Annotated in this window: 10 protein-coding genes; 1 reads left to right on the top strand and 9 read right to left on the bottom strand. The window is 46.0% G+C overall.

Annotated elements, in window-relative coordinates:
* The 6 genes from L4D78_RS07915 to L4D78_RS07890 form a co-directional block, all read right to left on the bottom strand.
* Positions 1 to 3,544 (bottom strand): non-ribosomal peptide synthetase (locus L4D78_RS07915; protein ID WP_428466403.1); only part of this gene is annotated, 3,544 nt, incomplete at its 3' end.
* Positions 3,545 to 3,599: 55 nt separating this feature from the next.
* Positions 3,600 to 8,873, bottom strand: coding sequence for an amino acid adenylation domain-containing protein (locus L4D78_RS07910; RefSeq protein WP_428466402.1), 5,274 nt, complete (start codon positions 8,871 to 8,873; stop codon positions 3,600 to 3,602).
* Positions 8,874 to 8,928: 55 nt separating this feature from the next.
* Complete coding sequence (locus L4D78_RS07905; RefSeq protein WP_428466401.1) at positions 8,929 to 10,527, bottom strand: MBL fold metallo-hydrolase; 1,599 nt, start codon at positions 10,525 to 10,527, stop codon at positions 8,929 to 8,931.
* A gap of 6 nt (positions 10,528 to 10,533) precedes the next feature.
* Positions 10,534 to 11,304 (bottom strand): homoserine O-acetyltransferase/O-succinyltransferase family protein, encoded by a 771-nt coding sequence (locus L4D78_RS07900; RefSeq protein ID WP_428466400.1) that lies wholly within the window; start codon positions 11,302 to 11,304, stop codon positions 10,534 to 10,536.
* Between the two features lie 27 nt (positions 11,305 to 11,331).
* Positions 11,332 to 13,011 (bottom strand): cyclic peptide export ABC transporter, encoded by a 1,680-nt coding sequence (locus L4D78_RS07895; protein ID WP_428466399.1) that lies wholly within the window; start codon positions 13,009 to 13,011, stop codon positions 11,332 to 11,334.
* Positions 13,011 to 15,356 carry a penicillin acylase family protein gene (locus tag L4D78_RS07890; RefSeq protein WP_428466398.1) on the bottom strand — a complete coding sequence of 782 codons (2,346 nt, stop codon included), beginning with the start codon at positions 15,354 to 15,356 and terminating at the stop codon, positions 13,011 to 13,013. The genes L4D78_RS07895 and L4D78_RS07890 overlap by 1 nt, the downstream gene beginning before the upstream one ends.
* A gap of 548 nt (positions 15,357 to 15,904) precedes the next feature.
* On the opposite strand from L4D78_RS07890, the gene L4D78_RS07885 reads away from it, so the two are divergent.
* Positions 15,905 to 16,813, top strand: coding sequence for a polysaccharide deacetylase family protein (locus L4D78_RS07885; RefSeq protein ID WP_428466397.1), 909 nt, complete (start codon positions 15,905 to 15,907; stop codon positions 16,811 to 16,813).
* A 148-nt stretch (positions 16,814 to 16,961) separates the two neighbouring features.
* Here L4D78_RS07885 and L4D78_RS07880 read toward each other — a convergent pair whose 3' ends face one another.
* From L4D78_RS07880 to L4D78_RS07870, 3 genes are all read right to left on the bottom strand, one after another.
* On the bottom strand, positions 16,962 to 18,374 hold the full coding sequence (locus L4D78_RS07880) for a phosphoglucomutase/phosphomannomutase family protein (protein ID WP_428466396.1): 1,413 nt from the start codon (positions 18,372 to 18,374) through the stop codon (positions 16,962 to 16,964).
* Between the two features lie 64 nt (positions 18,375 to 18,438).
* Positions 18,439 to 20,844: a glycoside hydrolase family 94 protein gene (locus tag L4D78_RS07875; RefSeq protein ID WP_428466395.1), complete on the bottom strand. Its 2,406-nt coding sequence runs from the start codon at positions 20,842 to 20,844 to the stop codon at positions 18,439 to 18,441.
* Between the two features lie 38 nt (positions 20,845 to 20,882).
* Positions 20,883 to 22,814 carry a beta-N-acetylhexosaminidase gene (locus tag L4D78_RS07870; RefSeq protein WP_428466394.1) on the bottom strand — a complete coding sequence of 644 codons (1,932 nt, stop codon included), beginning with the start codon at positions 22,812 to 22,814 and terminating at the stop codon, positions 20,883 to 20,885.

Genomic DNA, 22,814 nt, shown 5'->3' with positions numbered 1-22,814 from the left:
GTATATCTACTGAGGGCTCAGTAGCCAGTTGACGTACATCGAGCCTGACAATCCCTTGTTGATGAACCAGTTGCATCGGTTCGCTGAATGCGATGGCATTGAAGCTGGTGCGCAGTAGTGGATGACGGTTAAGGGTTTGTTCTATCGCTTGGGTAAATGCGGGCTGATCCCAACAAGCCTGAAGCTGTATATTTAAAACATCATGGTAGAGTGAATGATGGGTATTGAGTTGGTTATGGTAATGCATGCCAGCTTGCATCCGGCTAAGTGGATAGCCATCAATCACTGGAGGTTGTATCGCGATATTCTTTTCATATTGCCCAGCCACATACGGCAGGGCCTTCCATTTTCGGGTTAGAAGCTCAGCATCTGCCTCAGATATTAGGTCAAAGTCATCGTCTTCTTCGATGTCGTTATCTGACGGTGTTTGGGAAGCAATGCCAACAAGTTGCTCAATAGTTTGGTGCTCGAACATATCGGCAACGGTAAAGAGCAGGCCGGCTTGCTCCGCTTTAGCGACAACCTGTACGGAAAGAATAGAATCCCCCCCCAGTTCGAAGAAATTATCTCGCACCCCAAAGTTGGTGGTTTCTAGTGCTTCTTGCCAAATAATTGCCAGCTGTTGTTCAGTCTCATTGCGTGGTGCGACACATTCGATCGACAAGGTGTTGGTTTGCAACGGAATGTCAGCTAATGCCTTACGATTAATTTTACCGTTTGGCGTCAGTGGTAGATTATCAAGCAATTGATAAACCGAAGGTTGCATGTAAGCGGGTAAGTATTGCTGGGCGTGTTTTTTTAATTCCAGAATGGCGGATTGACCCTCAACACCTTTCCCTGTCACTAAGTAGGCGACAAGTTTTTCAGGCTTTCCTGCCACTTGAACAACAGCTTGATTGAACGATGGATGCTGTAGCAAGCAGGTTTCGATCTCTCCCAGTTCAATCCTGAACCCCCGTAGTTTTACCTGAAAATCGGTACGGCCAATGAACTCGAGTTCCCCTGAATCTAGACGGCGCACGAGATCGCCAGTTTGGTAAATACGTTCATGGCTAAGYTCTGGTGCTGGGTGGTTGATAAAGCGCTCTGCAGTGAGGTCGGGACGGTTATGGTAGCCTCGGGCCAATCCATCCCCCCCGATGAATAACTCACCTGCAACCCCTTGTGGTACTGGGTGGCCTTGYGGGTCAAGAATATAAAAGGTCGTATTAGCGATTGGGGTTCCAATACGGGCTGGCGCTGTGTGCGTGACTTCACTAACGGCTGACCAGACACAGGTTTCGGTTGGACCATACATATTCCACAGTTGTAAGCCCGGTAAGTTAAGTAAGCTGTCTTGTAGGCGCTGGGTTAAAGCTTCGCCGCCACACATTGCCTTAAAGCCTGAGGGGGCCCGCCATTGTTGCTGAGTCAACATTGTCCAAGTGGCGGGTGTGGCTTGCATTGCCGTCACATTATGGTGTTGGATAAGGCTATCGAGTGCCTGACTGTCGAGAGTTTGCTCTCGGGTTGCAATAACCACAGTTCCGCCCTCTTGCAGAGGCAAGTAAAGCTCAAGTGTATGAATATCAAACGAAATTGAGGTAACGGCTAGAAGTGTATCATCGTCAGCCAGCCCAGGTTGTTGCGCCATTGATGACAGGAAATTACTGAGATTACGGTGTTCGAGCATGACGCCTTTGGGCTTGCCAGTACTTCCAGAGGTATAGATGATATAGGCAAGATGGTTAGGTTTGAGTCCTATGTCTGCTGTACTTAAATTGGTACAGGGTTGGTGTGTTAGCTCCGTCTTATCGTCAAGAGAGATAGAGCTATATTCCCCTGCGGGTAGTTGCTTTTCAAGGTGATGCTGGGTGAGGACAAGGCGAGCGTTGGTATCAGCCAACATATACTCGATACGCTCTGTTGGGTACTGTGGGTCAAGCGGCAAGTAAGCGCCGCCCGCTTTCATGATACCTAGCAATCCGATAAGCATTTCCAGAGAGCGATCAACGTATAGGCCTACAAATTGATCGGGCCCTATCCCTTCTTGACGMAGYCGATGAGCCAGCTGATTTGCCCGTTCGTTTAATGCCTGATAGGTCAGTGCATGCCCCGCGCAGTAGGCCGCAATGCTCGACGGGTTATGCTTTGCTTGTTGCTCAACTCGCTGATGAAGAAAGGCGTTTTGCTGGGTGTCTGTTGATGGAGGGTTCCAATGGTAGAGCATTCGTTCCCGCTCTCGCTTTTCCAATAATGGCGTGGTGAGGCACTTAGCGTTCGGGGTCTGACAGATATGCTGAAGTGCAGTTAAGTAATACTGTCCGGCTGCTTGAGCTTGTTTGTTAGAGATATAATCTTGCTGATAGGACAAAGCAAGGTTGATGTCGCCAGTTAATCCCTGATGGAATGAGGTATGAAATTTGAAGCTATTTTCTTCACGGATCTCTCCATTAATAACATTGAAGCCTCTGATATCTTGCACATGCTTATAGATGTGAAAGTGGGTGTAGTTAAAGCCGAAGTCACTGAGTGGCGTTGCGTGCTGCTTGACCAGTTCCGCAAAAGGGTAGCGGCGATAAGGTTGGTGTTGCTGGAGCTGAGCTTCAATAGCTTGAGCCAGGCTTAGCCAAGAGTGATCAACTAGGTCAATAGCCAATGGAAGGCTATTGATAAATAAACCGATTACGCGTTCACCATCTATTTTTTCTAGACGGCCGTTAGCCACCGTGGTGCTACACGTATCGGTACGGTTGGTGAGTAAGCCGATGACTCGAAGGTGAGCGGCTTGAAGCAAACTGGTTAGGCGTAGGCCATGGCTTTTAGCCGTCTCTGCCAAATTATTGATCAGCGGCCTTGGTAATGCTGAGCGCCATTCCGCCATGCCACCGGGCCGCTCGTTATCTGGACGTAAACTGGGTAGTTCATGGTACTCAAATGCGGCTAGCTGTTGCTGCCAATACTGACGGGTTACTTCATCTTTCAGGCATTTTCGCTCAGCTTTGATGAAGGCTTTATAGTTTGATTGAAGCGGTTGGTCGGGGATCTCTGGGAGTAGCCCCTGAATTATCAGGTAGCGCTGGAAAAGTTCAGTCAGCAAGGTTGCCATACTCCACCCATCAAGGATCATGTGGTGGGCATCGATCAGTAATTGGAATTGCCCTGACTCTCTCAATAAGACCGTGAAGCGGATCTGACTCGGCTCGGTGAGGCTTAATGGTGATGCTTTGAGTTGATTGATCGCTGACTCGATCTGCACGTCTGCCGTTGGTTTATCAGTTAGCTGGCGTACTTCAAGCCTGACAATTCCCTGCTGATGAACCAGCTGCATCGGTTCACTGAATTTGGTGGCGTTAAAACTGGTGCGCAGTAATGGATGTTGGCTAAGGGTTTGTTCTATTGCTTGGGTAAATGCGGCCTGATCCCAGCGGGTTTGAAGCTGTAAATTGAAGACATCATGGTATAGGGATGAGTGGGTATTGAGTTGGTTATGGTAATGCATGCCAGCTTGCATCCGGCTAAGCGGGTAGCCATCAATCACTGGTGGAAGGGTCTGCTGTTGCATGGTGATATCCTTTTCATAGGCCCTGCCGTATACAGCAGGGCCTTCCAATGTCGGGTTAACTGAATAGTTTTTCTCGGTCTGCATCAGACATCAGGTCAAAGTCATCGTCTTCTTCGATGTCGTTGGCTGGTGTTGATTGGCGAGTAATGTCAGCAAGTTGCTCAATAGTTTGGTGCTCGAACATATCTGCAACGGTAAATAGCAAACCGATTTTCTCAGCTTTGGCGACAACTTGAACGCAAAGGATGGAGTCCCCGCCTAGCTCGAAGAAATTATCTCGCACCCCAAAGTTGGTGCTTTCGAGTGCTTCTTGCCAAATCGCTGCCAGCTGCTGCTCTACGTCATTACGTGGTTCAACACATTCGGCAGCAGATGCGTTACTTTGCAAGGGAATATCCGCTAATACTTGTCGGTTAACCTTGCCATTTGGTAGTCGTGGAATGTCATCAACAAAGGCGATAGCACTCGGCAGCATACTTTCTGGTAACGAGCTGGCGAGATACTGGCGTAACTGAGCCGGACTTGGTGGCGTTAATATGGTGCTTTTCACAAAAGCGACGAGTTGGTTAGCGGCTTTGACGATGACAACAGCCTCCTCGATGGCATCATGAACTTGGAGTGAGCGCTCGATCTCCCCGAGTTCAATGCGGATCCCGTTGAGTTTCACCTGTTGATCTATTCGACCTAGGTATTCAAGTTGACCATTGTTGTTCAATTTGGCGAGATCCCCGGTTCGATAAGCGAGTCCTTCACCAAATGGGTTGGTAATATATTTAGCTTTGTTTTCCTGACGATTATTGAGGTAGCCCAAACCGACGCCAATACCAGCGATTAACAGCTCACCCGATACTCCGGGGTAGGTGGGAGCTAATGTTTCTTGATTGATAATATGCAATTGGCAGCCCGGTAATGACTGGCCAATGGGCAGTGGCATTCGGGCTGATTGGATATCGGCATGTTTCAAATAAAATGCACTGCTGATGTCAGTACATTCTGTTGGGCCATATATGTTGGCGAGATCACATTGCTGATCGCCTTGACTTAACCAAGGTATCAGCTTGTTAAGATCGGGCACTTCCGCCCCCATCGCGACAAGCTTAAGGCTCTGCAGGTGACGATAGTGATGGTTTTCACTTGCTTGAACCAAGCTGTACAGCACGCTTGGTACGCAGTTAAAGAAGGTAATTTGTTCAGAGGCAATCAATTCGCAGGTGGCAAAGGCATCAAAACGGCCTGAAGGTGCAAGCGTTAGCTGGGCACCTGCCATTAGAGGGGCAATGATATTTTTGATACTTGCATCGAAGCTGAACGGGATTAGCTGAAGCACTCTACTTGCAGGTGTGAGTTTGGCAAACTCAATATACCATTGGCATAGGTTAGCCAATGATTGCTGAGCAATTTTAACGCCTTTAGGTTGGCCTGTAGAGCCAGATGTATACAGCACGTAAGCTAGAGCCTCATTCGCCGTTGCTATATCAGGCAGACTATTTGGGTAATCACCAAGGAAAGCTTCTGCCTCATCAAGCTGGATCGTCGCACCGCAGTAGTCAACTAATTGGCCCTCAAGTGATGAGTGGGTGATCAGCAGTTCGGTATTGCTGTCTTCCAGCATGAATTCGATTCGGCTGTCAGGGTAATCTGGATCCAATGGTAAGAAAGGGATCCCAGCTTTGATACAAGCCAGTACGGCAATAACCAAATCGGTGGATCGTTCAAGGTAGATCCCAACAGGTACATCAGGTTCTTGAGCTATATCCCCAAGGAAGTTTGCTAGGCGATTAGATTGGCGATCCAACTCTGCCTGAGTCAGCTGTACTTTAGTGGTGCTAACGGCAATTTTGTCTGGATGCTCAAGGGCGTGCTGATGGACTTGCAACCCGACTTCGCGGAAGCTCATTGTGGGTGGTGGATTGCTGGCTGGCGCGGTTCGATCCAGCCAAGGGGTTACCTCTGATAGGGGTTGTTCAGTGTTCGTTACCAAGGCTGTTAAAATTTGTTGGTAGCATGCCATCATCTGATTAATGCTGGTGGTATGGAACAAATCGCTATTGTAATGGAAAGTGGTACTTAGGCTTTGATCGGCTTGCTGATCAACACTTAAGGTCAGATCATACTGGGCCGCTGCGTTGTCTTGTCCTTCAACTGTCGTTTCAAGTCCTATCCCTGCAAGCTCATCACTTGGATTAATGTTGAATAGAAATTTAACCTGAAACAGTGGAGAGTATTGTGGATTACGGTCGACGCATAACCCTTCAACGAGTTTATCAAACGGTAATTCCTGATGGGAAAATGCCTCAAGCGTTGTTGCTTTTACGTTGTCGATCAAGGCTGCAATCGAAGCATTAGGATCGATTTGGTTTCGTAAAACAAGCTGGTTTACGAAAAAGCCAACCTTATTACCCAATTGAGGATGGTTACGATTGGCAATATCGGTGCCAACAATAATATCGTCTTGATCAGAAAGGGCACGCAGCAAAATTTGGTAAGCCGCGAGCATTACCATAAATGGTGTTGCTCCATGTTGATTGGCGACGTGCTTCACTTGCTCAATCAGTGTCGAAGGAAGTACTTCGGTATGCTTGCCGCCATTGAAACTTTGGCGAGCAGGTCGGACTGAATCATAGGGTAACTCAAGCAGTGCCGGTGCGCCGGCAAGTTGCTTCTGCCAGTAACTAAGCAGTGCTGGGGTGGACTCGGCTAATTGATTATTTTGCCATTGGCTGTAATCGATATAGCTGATATCCAAAGCCGGTAAATCGGCTTGAGTCTTCGCTTTAGCTGCTAAATAGCAAGCTTTTAGCTCTTTTAGCAGTATGCGCATAGACCAGCCGTCCACTGCAATGTGGTGAACAGTGAACAGCAGTTGGTGTTGTTCCGGCCCCAGAATGACGAGCTTAGCGGCGAAGATTGGCCCATGTTCGAGGCTGAAATTCTGTTTCGCTTCATTAGCTTGAACTGCTTCAAGCTGTTGTTGGCGTTCAACGTGATCTAGATGGCTAAGATCTATTTCGCTCAGCGTGACATCGACTTGCCCTTCTACTTGCTGTTGGGGGATGCCATTATTCGCTGGGTAACAGGTCCGAAGTGTTTCGTGGCGATTGACCAGATACTGTAGGGCTTCTTGCAAGCTGCGGCGATCGAGCTCGCCGCTAAGTGTTAACTTGAGAGGTAAATTACAGAGTTCCCCATGCCCTAGCTGGTTCATCAACCAGAGTCGCTGCTGGGCTGAAGATAGGGGGGCGACTATCGCGCCTGTTCGCGGGACTGCTTTCTCCGGTTGTACGGTAGGTTGTGACGTCGCTTGTTGTATAGCCTGTTCAATGAAGGCTGCCAATGTGCCGAGCGTTTGATGTTCGAACAGCAATGCGTTGTCGAGGGTGAGTGAAAAATGTTTCTCGGCCTCGGCAATTAGCTGGGTGGCAGCCAGTGAATCACCACCACTATTGAAGAAGTGGCTTTCAGGTGTTAGCGATGAGGGATCGTTAAGCTTTAGTACTTCTGCCCATGCTGGTGCGAGCTGAGCCATGACATGGTTAGCCGTTATAATTTGGCTTGTCGCTTGTTTCCCATTTGAGGCTTCGGTTTCTGCAACAAGATCGGTGAAGTGACCATCGTGAAAACGTTGTTTGGTTAGTGTGCGCTGCACCTTACCACTTGATGTTTTGGGTAGAGTGCCGGGTGGTAGCAGTAGAACGGTGTCAATGCTCAGTTCCAGCTCTTGGCTGATGGCTGACTTCGCAGCTTGGCGAATTTGATCGGCTAATGGCGCATCTTGTAGTTGCTTGAGCTGGCGAGGGTTAATTTCGACCGCGAGGATCACATTGTCGTTATGTTCGCTAGTAAAGGCGACGCAGCACCCGGGGCGGATTGCGCGGTGGCTTTCTTGCCCAATACGTTCTAAATCTTGTGGGTAGTAGTTTTGGCCTCTAACGATAATGACATCTTTGATCCGACCTGAGATATAGAGCTCGCCGTCAGTACAAAAGCCAAGATCACCAGTACGCAGGTAAGGGGTGTCATCATTGGCTAATTGAGCACCAAACACCGCTTGGCTTAGCTCTTCTAATTCCCAGTAACCTTTGGCTATACTCGGGCCTGCAACCCAAACCTCACCGACTTGCCCTTCATTGAGGGTTTGTTGGCTATCTGGATCAACAATGTGAAAGTGGTGGTGTGGTGGAAAAGCACCACAGCCTACCAGCTTCTGCCCTTGTTCTTTACTGTCTGTGAGTGTGGCTTGTCGGTTTTTGAGTTGCTGCTTATCAAACAGGCGGATCACGGAAGGTGCTGCTGCTTGGCCACCAGAAAGAAAGACGGTTGCTTCGGCCATTCCATAACTAGGATAGAAAGCATTTGCTTTGAATCCCAGTCCTGCAAATCGCACGCCGAAACGGGCGAGTGTATCGGGATTGATCGGTTCTGCGGCGTTGAAGGCAATGCGCCATTGGCTGAGGTCGAGTTCAAAATAGTCTTCAGGGGCAATCTTGGCGACACACAAGTCGAAGGCAAAATTCGGAGCACCACAAATTGTGCCTTTGAATTCAGAAATTGCCTCGAACCAGCAACTCGGGCGTTTAACAAAACGGACAGGGCTCATTAATACGGAGTGTGAGCCAAGGAAGACGGGAAGTAGCATGGTATTAACGAGGCCAAGATCGTGAAATAAGGGTAGCCAGTTAACAAATACATCATCACCGTTACAGCCAGTTTGTGCGGTGAGTGCTTCTAGATTCGCCACAATGTTACCGTGACTGATCTTGACCCCCTTAGGAAGGCCTGTTGAGCCAGATGTATATTGTAAAAAGGCTAAGTTATCTTCAGCAATCGGGGGGAGAGCTGGCTGAACTGCTGTTAAGTGATTATTTGTGTCGCGCAGTAATTGATCGGTCTGTAGTAATTGATGGGGTTGAAAAATACCATGTTCACCTGAGAAGGCATGGATCCCTTTGGCAACCTGATCATTGAAGAGAGCTAATTGCGCATTGCAGCTTTTGACTACCTTGTCGATACGATCCAGCTTTTGGTTTGGTACTGGTGGATAAAGTGGTACCGCGACGATCCCCGCATAAAGGCACGCATAAAAGGCGCGTATATAATCAAGGCCTGGGGGGTAGAGCAATACAGCGCGCTCTCCTTCATCGAGCTTTGTTTTTAAATGGCATGCCAAGCTAGTTGCATCACGATACAGCTCACTATAGCTGATACTACTGCGTTGGTTTTTGTCATCAATAAAGGTAAACGCCGTTTTGTCGGCTTGGTGAATGGCACGTTTGGCTAGAATTGCGAGTAATGAGCGCGGTGCTTCGTGTTGTTCAATGTGTGCGTTCATGATTAATTGGCTTCCTTGTCATCATACGGCCAGCACAGCTGGCCGACATATTGGGTTAGCGAGCGCTGAAAATAACTTCATCTTTACCAAACAGGCGTTTTCCGCTGCGGCCTTGCTGCTTACAGTAATCAACGAGGCGTTGCGATTCTTGCATTTGGGCGTCGTCATCGTTGTAGACAATCCCCATAAAGTAGCGATACCAAGGCTCCATGCCGAGTGCGTAAACATTGACTGTTTCGACATTAAATTTTTCAACTAGGCCGACAGCAGCACTGAAGTCAGACCCGTTAAAGCGACGAGATTCATTCATTTCTTTGCTGATAGGTTGGGTGAGTAGTGAGCCATAAAGCCACTTAAGTGGGCCTCCAGTACATTCCATGCCAATGTAGAGGGCATCAACATCCCCGCTAAATTGATAGATATGTTCATAGAGGTGATGGTCGATATTCGATGAGTCGGCAGCTAGCAGTATTTTGCGACCTTTCAGGTTAACAAGCCAAGCAGCCTTAGAGCGTACGTTGACATCAGCGTGCTCGCCTAAGAATGGTAAGGCAGTGATTTTCCCATCTGGTACTGTCAATGACTCCATGTCTTCCATTTCTTGTACGCGTGGAAAACCGAGATGTTGGAGCATCAGTTTGATGGATGGATCGGCCAGGCTGCCACCGTTATTCTTCGGTACTAGAATGGTTCCAATTTTATGTTTTAGCTGAAGCAGTGTTTCGATACAGACGTGATCCATATGGGTGTGGGTAACCATCACGTAGTCAATAAATGGCGGAAGATCTTCAAACGTGAGTTTGTCTGTATATTCATCGTTGGTGTAGGGGATCACCGGATCAACCATAATACAGGTACGATTGGTCTCCACCATAACGCCAGCATGGCCAAGATAATTTACTTTCACATCTTGTCCTTGATAAGCATTCGAGCGACGTGGTGCTTCGGTCGTGAACAAGGATTCAAAATCAAGTCCGCCTGCCAATTCACTCTCTCCGAGTAACTCTCGCAGATATTCAAGAGATTGCGGCTCTTCACGCATTCTGAAGATAGCCTCTGTAAATGGGTGATCAAACGGTACTTTGATGTGTAGGTGGTGTTCATCGGCCAGTCGTGGGGTACTGAGTACAAAGGGACGCTCATCACTATGCTGTACCCCAAAGCACAAGCTCTGCCCTTCAGGTTTGTAGAACTCGCTGAGATAGAGCAAACCTTCGATCAGACGGTAAGATGGCTGGTTATTTAGGTCGTAAACCAACTCAACATAGCCCTTTAGACACTCAGGCACCTCTGCATACAGTGGCTCAAGGGATTCACCGTGCGCTTTTTCGCGTAGTAGATCATCGAGATCACGAATAGCCTGTGCAAAATCGAGTAAGTTGGCGTGAGTTGTCTGGGTTTGCTGCAAAATCGCTTTCACTTGGTCAACTTGCTCTTCACGACAATCGACCATCGAGCTGCCCACCATGGCTTTATGTTTGGCAGAAGCTGCATGGAGTTTGGCGTTGGCAATAAATGATTTAAGTAGACGCTGCTGGTGGTTTGCCATATTCATTGCACCAGTGGCAGGTGCAAGCAGGTAGGGCCAAACATACCAGTTATTGAATAGTGGCTCGAAATAGACATCGGAGCGAAGGTAATATTGGTTAGCCATGTTCTATTAATCCTTGTTATTTATATAAATTCCGTATAACCAGTTACTAAATACGCAGGTGTTTTTGGCGTGACGAAAGGTCACGGGATCATCTTCGGTTAGCCCAGAGGGAAATGCAGTGTTTAGGCCTTGTGCACTATCGCGCAGGTACTCGTTGAGTAGTCGCTGAGGAGAGTATTCCGGGTGGCCAAGGCTGAGTAAGATTTGCTGATTAGTCGAACACAGTAGACCGTAACCAATATCAGGGTGTTTACCGATACCTAACCATCCACCACTCGAGATCAGGGCGTCGGCTTGCTGCGTGTTGAAGGTGGCATAGGTACTGACTGGCCAGTGGAATGTCTCTTCCATGCCTTCCATTAGCGGTAGACTTGGCTGGGGGTTGCTAAAGCCATAAACACCGAAGGCTTTGTTGGTGCTAACCTGCTTATCTAATCCATAAAGTTTGGCAACGGCCATAGCGCCCCAGCAGACTCCTAGAAGACGGGTACCGTTTGAAATAGCATCGTGCAAAATGGCACAAAGCTCCTGCCAATATTCAACATCCTCGAAGCGTAGCTTTTCAACAGGCGCACCAGTAACGACGATTAAGTCAAAAGGCTTGGCCTGTTGTAAGGTTGGGTAGTGGAAGTCAGGGACTTGCGCACTTTGGTGCCCATTTTTTTTATCTGATAGGTGGATCCAAGACAAATCATAAGAATACCCCTTTAATAAAGAGGTTATTTCATTTATATATAACTCAGGATCCGGCATCAAATTAATAATACCGATATGCATAGTTTATCCGTTACCGAAATGGTTTATTTATGTGGTGATATCTAATTGTTTACCAAGCTGAGTTGTTATTTCTCTTATCGAGCCTTGATCCATAACCACAACTTTATCTGCGCAGTCGAAATAGCGGTCGTCGTGTGAAATAACAATGACGACTTTTCCTTGCTGTTTTAAATCGGGCAAAATAATTCGATAGAAAATATCTTTAAACCTAGGATCTTGATCTGCGGCCCATTCATCAAATAAGCAAATATTACGGTCTTCAAGCAATAGGCTGAGTAAAGCAAGACGCTTCTTTTGGCCATCAGATAATAAGGTGGTACTGAATCTGTTATTGATAATTTTCACTTTATTATCGAGCTCAAGATAGCGAAGGTATTCGTTGATTTTTTGATTATTCCATTGACCATATAACTCTGGGAATAAATGGTAATCGGTATATATTGCTGAAATTTTCTCACGAGCACAGGCCAAGTTATTATTCGATATAAGTTGTTCACTTAAGAATAAATGACCCTGAGTGGGCTGGTAGTGAAGTGAAATGATTTTTGATAGGGTTGATTTACCAGAACCATTACCGCCAATAATAAAAGTGATTTCTCCTTTATTGAAAATAAGGGATATGTTATTGAGAGCAAAACTGCTGTTATTACCTGGATAGCGGTAGCTTACGTTATTGAGTGATAAGGCTGACCAATTGGGTGAGATGGCAGCAGAGCCGGCTGACTCCTCACTATCTAAATCACGGTAAAAGTCTTGTAGCTTCCTTAGCGCAACTCGTCCTTTTTGTAGGTGTTCGAGGTTTGTGAGTATTGCGGCAACTGGACCCGTGAGGTAGAGCAGAGCCATAACGATACCAAAGAGCTCTATATTTCCAAGTGGGTATTGATAGGGCAGGTGGAAGACAACAACACCAATGACTAGAAAGGCAATGATTTCACCGTATACCTGAGTAAAAGTAAGAATAGATAGCCCTTTAATTTCAGCGTTAAGTGCCTGCTCTTCTGGGTCAACCAATTCTTTATCGGTAAAGGTTTTCGTTTTCACCGCACTGAGTTTTAATTCTTTGGCACCTAGAATGAGACCTCTGACCCCTTGCTGAACGCGGTCATATTGTTCTCGTGACCGTGTGAGATAGCGGTTGGCATACCAGATTGGGAGTTGATAGGTCAAAATAGCTCCGATTAGGCACATTAAAACAAAGCTGAACACTTTAATATCAAGGTAAACCAGATAGCCCAGCGTACCAATAATTGTAATTAGGCTGATCCATACTAGAGGGAGGCTCGTTGCAGCCAACGTGATGTGTTTGATATCGACATTCAGTAGATTAATGAGCCTAGCTTGGCCAATTTCCTCTAATTTCACATAAGGCAAGTTATTGATTTTTTTGTATATCTCTATTCGGTGTGCCACCGCACCATGGTGAGCGATAATCGCTGACAAGATATACGAGGTTGATTTAATGACAATAATCCCAAGGCAAGTCGCGAGAAATACGATAGCGAGATCTGCCGTGGGCGAGGCAAAAAAATGGAAGTTTTCTACCTCTAAGCTGAGATCTGGTCGCCTGTCTGAATTGGTCGCATAGATAATAAATGGGATCAGTAGGGAATAGCAGATCCCGGTTACTACGCCAAGCAGCACTGACAGAAAAAATAAATTAGGTTTGGTGCGCCAATAGAGATCTGAAATCTTTTTAAGTCCCATTATTGCAGCTCCGATTTGGTTGTGTGCTGAGGTAGAAGCGTAAGGTTATGTGCTTCTTCTTGACCGATGGTGGTGTAGCGACCCTGCTGGTGGCGCGGGAGCATGTCATCATAATGAGGGCTAAGTACATTACCTGATTGGCCTGTAGAAAGGCTGAATGCTGCTTGATGGGGCTCTGACATATCAATAACTTGGCGGAAAGTTGCACCGTAAAATTGGGCAAATCGACTTTCTTCCGCAAAACTAGCAGGTGCCACATTCACGGTATAGCCGCCACCTATGGCTGAGATTGAACGATGGAATACAAAGTCCCATGGGTACTCAACGTCGTCTGGTAAATCAGGGCCAAAGTTAGGATCACTGAACGGGAAGTGTGGGTAGTGTGCTTTGTGGGCATTCCCCCATTGCCAGCTATTGACGTTGCTGCCTAACTCTCTTTCTAATTCATTAATGGTGTGGTCGAGTGAAATGGATAGCAACTCAAGGCAATCCTGTGTTCCTTCTCGACGTAAATAGTTGCACCAACCTGAGCTGTTATTTTTAAGTGTGCGGACAATAAACGGTAGGTTATCCTCTAAGATTATCTCTCGTAATAATTGTTCTGCCTGTTGCGTGTTGTTGATCCTTTCAGCATTATCTTCAAGTAGTAGACGTTTATAATGTTGCATCCAAGAGTAAAAAAGCGTTGCTTCACTACTGTCAATAGCCATGTTGCCATCCCAGTTTAGGAGGGGGGCAATAAGCTGAGCTTTACTTGGTGACGATATTGAGATTTTCTCAATATAAGGACGAAGTAACTCAAGCGCTGGGGAGGTAACATCCAGTTGTATCGACTGCATATCACTGGCTGTCAGTTTTCCTCCCTGCTCATTAATAAGCGTATCAAGTTGTTGTTGGATATGCTTGGCACGGTACCCTGGCGCCCAATCACTACCAAGGTAGTATGGATAGTCATCGCCAGGAACATTGTTATTGGCTGTAATGATATAGCCGCGCTCGGGGTTGTACTCTCGGGGCCATTGCGCAGTTGGGATCCAACCTTGCCAATCATTTTCACTTAGCCAGCCAGCAACCGGGAATGAACCATTATTGCTTTTGCGTAAGGGGAAAGCGCCGGGTGCAAGGTAGCCAATATTGCCAGATTTATCGGCGTAGACGAAATTATGTATTGGCGCGACATAGGTACTAAGCGCAGTATTAAAACTATTCCAATCTTTGGCATAATTTAAAGCGAGAAAGCTTTTGAAGGTGCCACCCGTCTGATCATCTGCCACCCAGCGTACGCTGTACGCATAGTTATTTTGTGGAATGAAAACATCACTTAAGATCGGGCCGTGATGGGTCCGGCGGACCTCAAGCTGATAGGGCTCAGGTTGACGGCGTAATAAGTCTTGCTTAATTGCTATCTCTTCGACAGAGACTTCCATATCGCGGTACTGACCATCGACTTCATATTGATAGCGGTTGTTTGGATTGATTTTTTCAAGGTAGACGTCTTCATTGTCAGCGAGCATGTTGGTCATGCCCCAGCTGATATGTTCATTGGCACCAATGACAATAAAAGGGAGGCCGGGGAAGGTTGCTCCTTTTATGTTGATCTTATCGCCCTGCAAACTGGCTAGATAGAAAATTGACGGCAGGGAATTATTTAAATGCGGATCATTGGCCAGTAAAGGCTTTTTGGATGCAGTATGACGGCCGCTGACCACCCAGCTGTTACTGCCCATATGGGGCTTAGGTGCTGAAATATTGCCTGGTGTCATTTTGAGTAGGGAATCTAGGCTTTGGCTATTAAATGCTAAGGTATCAGTCGCTTGATCTAATGGGTACTCGGGAAGTAAATCTTGAGCTTTGTCTACGCCAAATGATTGAACTAGGGTTGCTGCAGCTATTTCTCGCCACATACTCGCGCTGAGGCGAAAGCTCATCAGCTGCATCCAGAGCATAGAATCAACATCGGTCCAAGCTGCAGGTGTGATACCAAGTAGGTGATATTCAGTGGGAAGGGTATTGAGTTGGCTAATACCTTGATTCACGCCTTTTACATAAGCATCAAGTACTTGCCGCTCCCACCCTGTAATTGCCGCTGCCATGGTTTCAGCGTTATGTTTTAGCCCCATAGTGCGCATTAGAATATCGGATTGTAGGCCTTCTTCACCAATTATCGTACTCAATTTACCTGCAGCAATGGCTCTATTGGTTTCCATTTGCCAAAGACGATCTTGAGCATGGGCGAAGCCAAGAGAGAAAAAAGCGTCGAGATCGGTAGCCGCTTTTATTGTTGGTATCGCATTGGCATTTCGGCTAATAGTGACTTGCTGAGTGATGCCTTCTATCGTAATCACTCCACTCTGTTGTGGCAGACTTTGTCGAAAGTAGAGTAAGGCAGTAGTCAGAAATATGATACTGGGTACACCTACCCAGATGAATACTCTCGATAGGAGAGGAAACCTCTTGAGGGATAATATGTATTTACGCAATGGAAAATGTCCTGTAGTGGTTTTATTTATTGTTACCCGTACTGGATGAACATCTTGATTTTTTGTTAAATAAAAGTGTCGGCGTGGATTTTATATCTGCATAAATAAGATTGATATTGTTTGAATTGATTAAATTGATGATAATTAATCCATCTCGGGTTACTTAACATTTATATTAAATGTTGAGTTTTGTTTTATTTAACTCTGTGATATCTGTTTGTTTTATTTTAATGTTAATTGATATTGAGTTCATATTGGTGTATTTGGTGTTTTCATACTGATAAGCTTAATAATTGAACCTGACTCGCAAAATAACTTGAAAATATGAAATATATAGTTAATGACTATTTATTAAATTATTCTATCGCTATATTTCAAATGTTTAATTATCTTTAAAATATTGTGGGTATTACATGGATAAAGTAATAAGTTTAACGCCTGGGAAAGTGACAATATTAGGTTATCATCATATTTATAATGAAAAAGTGATGAGTGAACGGTTAGGTTTTTATCCTGATTTTGAAATGAATGAGAGTGATTTCATTAACGAAATAGAACAGTTATTAGCACTGGATGTAGATTTTGTTGATATGAATTTAATCTCAAATAAGAACTTATCACTAAATAAACCGTCGGTAGCCATTACATTTGATGATGGATTCAGTAATTATTTGGATATAGCCCTTCCGATCCTGGAAAAAAGAGGTATACCTTCGTGTGTCTATATAACTACGGGGTACCCTGATGGCGAAATTGTACATGTGGCGGGAATTCTTCATGATCTTATATTGAAACAGAAACACGTTAATCTTTTGGTGGAAGGGCGATGCTACTCTGAATCGTGTTCGGGTATGGAAGAAAAAAAAGCCGCATATGAAACCCTCGTTTCAGTCTTGGATAAATGTGCTTATTCATTACGAGACATGAAGCAGGTATTTGAAAGTAGCGGCATTGATACAGAACGTTATCGTTCTTTCTCTCTGAGTTGGGATCAGATCAGGCAGCTTGATAAGCATCCATTGGTAACCGTTGGCGCACATACGGTTACCCACCCCAATTTAACTCGATTGAGTGATAAATTGGCGCGACAAGAGATGACTCAGTCATTAATGCGGCTTAATGACAATGGGGTTGCGGTGAGCCACTTTTCATACCCTTATGGCTGTTATGGTGCTCGAGAGGTTCACTTATGCCACCAGACTGGCATGAAAAGCGCGGTAACGATTGATCCTCTGGCTGAAGAGGGGGAAATGTTGGCATTGCCAAGACGGTTATCGAACGGGCAAAGAGAGTTCGTGATAGCTGAAAAAGCCTTGTCTTGAAAAGAAAAAGGGTAGCGTAGCTACCCTTGTCGCGAATACCGTAAACGGCTTGCGAAATGTAACAGCTATACGCGTGTTACTTTAGGACTCAACAGCAGTGTCAATACTGGCAGCGCTAGATCGCCGCCAGCATTGAAAGGGGGGATCGTTAAATATCTAAAAAAGCTTTAAGTTGCTGAACAACCTTTTCAGCTTGCTCTTGGTTCTCCATTTCAGCGAAAAGGCGTAGCAATGGTTCAGTACCCGAGAAGCGGGCTAGCGCCCAACCGCCATTTTTGAAATAAACCTTTGCACCATCGGCATAGCTAACTTTTTCAATATCCCATTCAAATTCAGGCAGTTCTTTATCGGTATAAATTTTGTTATAGAGGCGTTGTCGGTCAGTTGGCTTGAAAGTACAATCGCCTTCTGCGGTGTAGGCATAGCCATATTTGCTATAGATTTCATCGAGCATTTCGGACAATTTTTTGCCTGTAACACTGATCATCTCAACCAATAAGCTCGATGCAAATACACCGTCTTTACCCTTAATATGGCCTCGAATAGTTAAACCACCAGAGCTTTCACCACCGATCAGTGAATCATCAGCTTCCATTTGTGCACTGATGTGCTTAAAGCCTACTGGGACTTCAAAGCTCTTTTCACCATAGCCTGCGGCAATTTTATCGAGCAAATGAGTGGTTGCGATATTTCGAACGACAGAACCGTGCCAGCCTTTGTATTCCAGTAGGTAGTAGTAAAGCAGCATTAATACTTCGTTCGGGTGAATGAAGTTACCTTTTTCATCGATAATACCCAAGCGGTCAGCGTCGCCATCGGTACCAATACCTATATCATAACCTTCATGAGCGACAAGGTGTTTTAAGCGGTATAAGGTGGCAGCATTAGGTGATGGCATCAGGCCACCAAATGCTGGGTTTTGATCATCATGGATGACATCCACATCACAGCGACCTGATATTAAAACGGTTTGCAGTGCATTCTTGGCTACCCCGAACATTGGGTCGATGAGTACGCGAAGGTTAGCGCGTTTAATTGACTCAATATCAATAAAGTCGATGATTGAATCAACAAACTCATTCATCGGGTTAATTGAGATAACTAGTTTGTCATTAAGAGCGCTTTCAAAGTCAACCGATTTAACATCACAGCCCTTCATGACATTAACTTGCTGTTCAATTTTTTGAGTGATTACTTCGTCGGCATCTCGGCCACCTTCGATAAATACCTTGATACCGTTGTAGTCAGCTGGGTTATGGGAAGCGGTAATACAGGCTGAGTAAGTCGCGCCAATTTTTGCCGACTTGAACATCACTATCGGGGTTGGTACATACTTATTGATAAAGCTGACGGTGATACCATTACCTGCAAGTACTTCGGCAAACCATACCGCGGCTTTATCAGACAAAAAGCGGCGGTCATAACCGATAACAAAGCCGTTTTCTGTGACTTTTTCTGTGATCATGATATTGGCTATGGCCTGAGCCACGATACGTACGTTTTCTTTCGTGAACTCTTCACCGATCAGTGCGCGCCAGCCACCGGTTCCAAACTGAATCATGGTGGAACTCCTATTTCTCTCATTTATCGCAAAAGTGGGAGCGCAAAGGACGCTCCCGAAAAAATTAGCCCATTACAACCGTGACGATGTTAGTGGTTCCTTCCGCTTGTGGAGGGATCACACCGTTAATTACCTCGCCGTTAAGGGTGATTGATTTCACGCCTTTACTGATACCGTCAGGGTTTTCAACATTGATTTGGTAGGTCGCACCACGCCATTGCCGGCTAACCTCGAATCCCGGCCAATCGGTTGGAATACAAGGTTCGATGCTCAAGCCAGAGAATCCAGTCTGTATTCCTAAAATGAAGTTGGTGACGGCAAAGTATGCCCAGCCTGATGTACCTGTCAGCCATGGGTGATTTGCTCGACCGTGATCTTGGTGATCACGACCCATAACGAACTGCACGTACGAGTATGGTTCGGCAATACGTTTTTCGATCATGTCGTTTTGGTTGTATGGGTTAAGGGCATCGAAGAATTTCATTGCCTGATCCCCTCGACCGAGTTTTGCCTCTGCAACCCAAGCCCATGGATTAGGGTGCGAGAAGATTGCGCCGTTTTCCTTCACGCCTTGATATACACGGGTAACAAACCCAATGTCGTCATTCGGTGTTGAGAATGACGGTGCATTAAGATGGAGGCCATACTCTGAGTACAAATTCTCATCGACAGCATCCATCGCTTTCTCACCACGATCTTGCGAAGCAAGACCAGAGAGAACAGCGAGAGTATTTGACTCTAGGTGAACACGACCTTCGGTTTGTTGTGCGGTGCCAATCTTATCGCCGCTTTTCGTTAAGCCACGGATATACCATTCGCCTTCTTCATCCCATAGATGAGTTTCACAGGCTTCGCGAACATCGGCAGCCATTACCGTGTACTTGTCGACATCCTCTGTTTTGCCAAGGTATTTGGCAAGTTCGATGAATTCTTGCAATGCCCAAAAGTGAAGGAAAGACACCATTGCGGACTCGCCACCACCCAGATTGAGACAATCATTCCAGTCGGCACGTAGACCTTTACAAATTCCTGTTTGACCCACGTATTCAGCGGAGAAGTTGAGTGCTGCTTTCAAGTGCTCATAAACAGAGGCATTTCCACCGTCGGCATAAGGGATCACTTCATCAAAGAAGCTTTCTTCACCTGTTTCCATTACGTATTTACAGATAGTTGGGACGAGCCATAGATGATCGTCCGAACAGGTATCTTGAATGCCGTGAATTTTATCTTCATCAGATGGCGTCGGGACAACCGTCGGTGACTTCGAAGGTTCAACATCGGCTTTTTCTGGATCGAACCAATCAGGATCGAATAAGTGTAAGCCGTAGCCGGCTTTAACTTGGCCGCGGAGCAGATCGACAAGGCGTTTGCGTGTCATTTCAGCATTAGAGTGTGGCACTGAAATCGCGTCCTGAGCGGTATCGCGATAACCGAGGCCAGTACGGCCACCTACTTCAATGAATGAGGCAAAGCGAGACCAGACAACACAAGTTTCAGCTTGATATAGTGTCCATGTGTTGATCATGGTATCAAGGCCTTCATTCGGTGATTTGACTTGGAACTTCGCACAGCGTTCATCCCAATGCGCTTTGATACCGTTAAATGCAGCATCAACTTCTGCCAAATTTTGGTATTTTTCACGTAGGCGCTCGCCGTTGCCTTTACCAATACCCAGAATGTAGGCAAAGCGAACCTCTTCACCGGGTTGTATGGTGAACTGTTTGTGTAAAGAGCCACAATGGTTGTAACAGGTTTGCGCACTGTTGGAACACTGCCCTTTCTCTACCGCGATTGGGTTCGCTTCATCACGGTATAAACCTAAGAAGCTATCACGTTGACCGTCGTAGCTGTCTGGGGCAAATGTTGAAGCAAGGTAGTAGAAGCCTTCAGCATCATTGGTGTTGTAATAAAGATCGTACTCAATCACGCCTTCGCGGTAAGCCGTGCCCGCTGAATACAAGCTCATCTGATGGTTTTGGTTGTCTGATTGAATATGACTGAATGAGAACTCAACAAAAGAGAATGCACTGATGGTACGCGGGGTATCACCTGTGTTTTTGATCACAACATCCCAAATTTCAGCATCTTCCCCTTTGGGTACAAACAGGGTCTTAGTGGCTGTGATATCGCTATATTCACATTTGAACTTAGAGTATGACAGGCCATGACGTACCTCATAATTCGCCTCATCAAGGCTTTTGGCTACAGGTTGCCAAGAGATTGACCAATAGTCGCCTGTTTGGTCGTCACGTAGGTAAACGTAATGCCCTGGACGGTCGAATGTCGCGTTAGGACGGAATTTTGTCACACGGTTGTATTCAGGTGAGTTATAAAAGGAATAGCCGCCTGCATTTTGCGAGATCACAGTACAAAACTTTTCGGTACCCAGGTAATTCGTCCAAGGTGCAGGCACATCGGGACGGGTAATCACATACTCTCTGTTGTCGTTATCAAAGTAACCGTATTTCATGGTGTTCAATCCTTTAAATGTATTCGTGTTCCTGCGCTTTATTCGCAGTGGCGGTAGTTGATCCCCGCCTTATCTAAATAAGCTAACTGGCCATTAAGGCGTGCCTTGAAATCTGACCAATTACGGTTGTTTGGTGCTGTCCAGCAAATTTCAGATATTGCTAGCAAGCGAGGGTAAAGCATGAATTCGAGTCGACTCTGGCTATTGATGATTTCGCACCAAAGGGCGCACTGAATGCCTTTTATATGTTGGTGAGCAGGATCGTCAGCTGGAAGTTCAGCAAGTGGGTGGTAAGTATAGATATGGTCAAGTGGGAGCTTTCCGGCCCAATCAACGCCCGGCTCTTCTGCAGAGTAACCCTGAGCTAAATCGAGGTAAGTGTATTGTGCTGGCTGCATGATGACGTCAAAGCCTGCTTGGGCGCATTCGAGGCCAGCTTTTTCATTTTGCCAAGAAAAAATAACGGTATCTTTGCTGACTTTGTCACCATGGGTTGCCTCTTCCCAACCCATCATACGTTTGCCTTTAGACTGAAGGTGCTCTTCAGCAAAGCGTAAGATATGACCTTGGAGTTCTTCTGGGTGTTGGTAGCCATGCTCTGTCATAAGGGCGTGGCAAGCAGGGCTATCAGTCCATACGCCTGTTGGTACTTCGTCACCACCAATATGAATGTATGGGCTTGGGAATAGTTCACAGACCTCATCGAGCACATTGGTAATAAAGGTATACGTCCCTTTGATTGCGGGTGATAAAACATTATCAGGGTAGTTCTGAATACTGCGATATTGCGATTTATCATCAGGATCAATAAGTAAATCTGGCAACGATCGAATCGCGGCGCGACAGTGGCCTGGCATGTCTATCTCAGGAATAACGGTGATCCCGCGATCTTGAGCATAGGTAATAAACTCTCGGATATCTTGCTTGGAATAGAAGCCACCATAACGCTGGCTGATCGTTGTGAATTGAGGCTGGATAGCTTCATTTGGTCCACGCCAAGCACCAATACGTGTTAACTCGGGGTAAGCATCAATTTCAATTCGCCATGCTTCATCATCAGTTAGGTGCCAATGGAAGGTATTGAACTTCAAACGCGCAAGTTGATCGATAAGAAATTTGAGACGCTTGATTGGGTGGAAGTGGCGAGCACAGTCCAGCATCATGCCACGATAGTGGTAGTGGGGCGCATCGTGCACTTCTACCATAGGAATATGATAGGCCGCTTGCGCTTGATGGCTTAGCGTTGTTGGGATCAGCTGCAATAACGTTGCGGTTGCATGAGTGAAGCCTGCAGCGGAGTTTGCTTGAAGCCAGATATGCTCGGCTTCGACTAATACCGAGTATTCACCGTCACTAAGGTTCTCATTCTGCTGATAAATGATATTGCCACTTTGGCTTGTTGGGATATCTTCATGTAGCAGAGTCGTTAATTGCGCCTGAAGCCAGCGACAACTGCCAGCTGCTTCGTTACAAGGTTTTGCTATTGAAGTATGCCGATTGAGGGCAAATACACCGTCCAATATCTGCAGTGAGCTTGGAGCCGGGATAATATTAATCGCGTTTGCTGGTGGTAAAGCGGTGGTGAATCGCTCTTGGGTTTGCTGTTGCAAGTCAATGGTTGTGACTTCTACCGGGATTGGGGTAATGAAGCTCTCACTGGTATTAATGGAGAGAAAAGCTTCAGGGATCCCGTCGTCAAATAAGCTAAATGGCGCGGTACCAATTGTAAATTCAGTATAATAGTGACAATTGGGTGCCAGCGTGTTGCGACTATTGGGTTGAAAAACACAATAACTTCCAAGCTGCTGTAATGAACCTTGAGTTAATGAATTGGGGGTGATCCAGCGACCAATGCTAAAGTGCAAAGACCAATTATCTAACGGTTTATCAGTTAGATTATGAAGGGTCAGTGCAAAGCGTGACTGCTTGGCTTTTTGTTCTATAACGGCAAAATCTAGACGGTAGCTCAT

This window comes from Photobacterium minamisatsumaniensis (genome assembly GCF_050336695.1).
Classification (GTDB): domain Bacteria; phylum Pseudomonadota; class Gammaproteobacteria; order Enterobacterales; family Vibrionaceae; genus Photobacterium; species Photobacterium minamisatsumaniensis.
This window is presented reverse-complemented; position numbering and strand designations above follow the sequence as displayed.

Excerpts from the sequence above, each read along its gene's own strand:
- L4D78_RS07875 (WP_428466395.1), bottom strand. The coding sequence starts at position 20,844 with ATGAAATACGGTTACTTTGATAACGACAACAGAGAGTATGTGATTACC.
- L4D78_RS07905 (WP_428466401.1), bottom strand. The coding sequence starts at position 10,527 with ATGGCTAACCAATATTACCTTCGCTCCGATGTCTATTTCGAGCCACTA.
- L4D78_RS07870 (WP_428466394.1), bottom strand. The coding sequence starts at position 22,814 with ATGAGCTACCGTCTAGATTTTGCCGTTATAGAACAAAAAGCCAAGCAG.
- L4D78_RS07895 (WP_428466399.1), bottom strand. The coding sequence starts at position 13,011 with ATGGGACTTAAAAAGATTTCAGATCTCTATTGGCGCACCAAACCTAAT.
- L4D78_RS07900 (WP_428466400.1), bottom strand. The coding sequence starts at position 11,304 with ATGCATATCGGTATTATTAATTTGATGCCGGATCCTGAGTTATATATA.
- L4D78_RS07910 (WP_428466402.1), bottom strand. The coding sequence starts at position 8,873 with ATGAACGCACACATTGAACAACACGAAGCACCGCGCTCATTACTCGCA.
- L4D78_RS07885 (WP_428466397.1), top strand. The coding sequence starts at position 15,905 with ATGGATAAAGTAATAAGTTTAACGCCTGGGAAAGTGACAATATTAGGT.
- L4D78_RS07880 (WP_428466396.1), bottom strand. The coding sequence starts at position 18,374 with ATGATTCAGTTTGGAACCGGTGGCTGGCGCGCACTGATCGGTGAAGAG.